Origin of the sequence: Rhizobium sp. G21 (assembly GCF_014158035.1) — a bacterium.
In the GTDB taxonomy this organism is placed as follows: Bacteria; Pseudomonadota; Alphaproteobacteria; order Rhizobiales; family Rhizobiaceae; genus Rhizobium_E.
In genome coordinates, this window is sequence record NZ_JACFXW010000002.1 from 670001 (window position 1) to 671716 (window position 1716).

The 1716-nt window shown below is 52.7% G+C and carries 1 rRNA gene (running past one end of the window); it reads left to right on the plus strand.

Annotated elements, in window-relative coordinates:
* Window positions 1-1716, plus strand: a 23S ribosomal RNA gene (locus H2O14_RS24350) (its annotated part extends 220 nt beyond the left edge of the window); the annotation flags it as partial.

Sequence of the window (1716 nt, forward strand, 5' to 3'; positions counted from 1 at the left end):
AAGAAGCGAACGCAGGGAACTGAAACATCTAAGTACCTGCAGGAAAGGACATCAACCGAGACTCCGTCAGTAGCGGCGAGCGAACGCGGACCAGGCCAGTGGCATCGAGGAATAAAGTCGAACAGGATGGAAAGCCTGGCAAGAATGGGTGATAGCCCCGTAGACGTAGAACACTCGATGTCCTTGAGTAGGGCGGGGCACGTGAAACCCTGTCTGAACATGGGGAGACCACTCTCCAAGCCTAAGTACTCGTGCATGACCGATAGCGAACCAGTACCGTGAGGGAAAGGTGAAAAGCACCCCGACGAGGGGAGTGAAATAGAACCTGAAACCGGTTGCCTACAAACAGTGGAAGGCCGCAAGGCTGACTGCGTACCTTTTGTATAATGGGTCAACGACTTAGTGTAACTAGCAAGCTTAAGCCGGTAGGTGTAGGCGCAGCGAAAGCGAGTCTGAACAGGGCGTTCAGTTAGTTGCATTAGACCCGAAACCAGGTGATCTAGCCATGAGCAGGTTGAAGGTTGGGTAACACCAACTGGAGGACCGAACCCGCATCTGTTGCAATAGATTGGGATGACTTGTGGCTAGGGGTGAAAGGCCAATCAAACCTGGAGATAGCTGGTTCTCCGCGAAATCTATTTAGGTAGAGCGTCGATCGAATACCCCGGGGGTAGAGCACTGGATGGGCTATGGGGACTCACCGTCTTACTGATCCTAACCAAACTCCGAATACCCGGGAGTACTAATCGGCAGACACACGGCGGGTGCTAACGTCCGTCGTGAAAAGGGCAACAACCCTAACCTCCAGCTAAGGTCCCCAAGTCATGGCTAAGTGGGAAAGGATGTGAGGATCCCAAAACAACCAGGATGTTGGCTTAGAAGCAGCCATCATTTAAAGAAAGCGTAACAGCTCACTGGTCTAGTCAAGGGTCTTTGCGCCGAAAATGTAACGGGGCTCAAGCCATGCACCGAAGCTGAGGCTTAGACATTCTTACGAATATCTAGGGGTAGCGGAGCGTTCCGTAAGCCTGTGAAGGGAGACCCGTGAGGGCTCCTGGAGGTATCGGAAGTGCGAATGTTGACATGAGTAACGATAAAGGGGAGAGAGACTCCCTCGCCGAAAGACCAAGGGTTCCTGCTTAAAGTTAATCTGAGCAGGGTTAGCCGGCCCCTAAGACGAGGCGGAAACGCGTAGTCGATGGGAACCACGTTAATAATCGTGGGCCTGGCGGTAGTGACGGATCGCGTAACTTGTACAGTCTTACTGGATTGATTGTGCAGGGAAGCGGTTCCAGGAAATAGCTCCGCCATTATAGACCGTACCCGAAACCGACACAGGTGGTCAGGTAGAGCATACCAAGGCGCTTGAGAGAACTGCGTTGAAGGAACTCGGCAAATTGCACGCGTAACTTCGGAAGAAGCGTGACCCCTTTATACGCAAGTATTGAGGGGTGGCACAGACCAGGGGGTAGCGACTGTTTATCAAAAACACAGGGCTCTGCGAAGTCGCAAGACGACGTATAGGGTCTGACGCCTGCCCGGTGCTGGAAGGTTAAGAGGAGAGGTGCAAGCTTTGAATCGAAGCCCCAGTAAACGGCGGCCGTAACTATAACGGTCCTAAGGTAGCGAAATTCCTTGTCGGGTAAGTTCCGACCTGCACGAATGGCGTAACGACTTCCCCGCTGTCTCCAACGCAGACTCAGTGAAATTGAATTT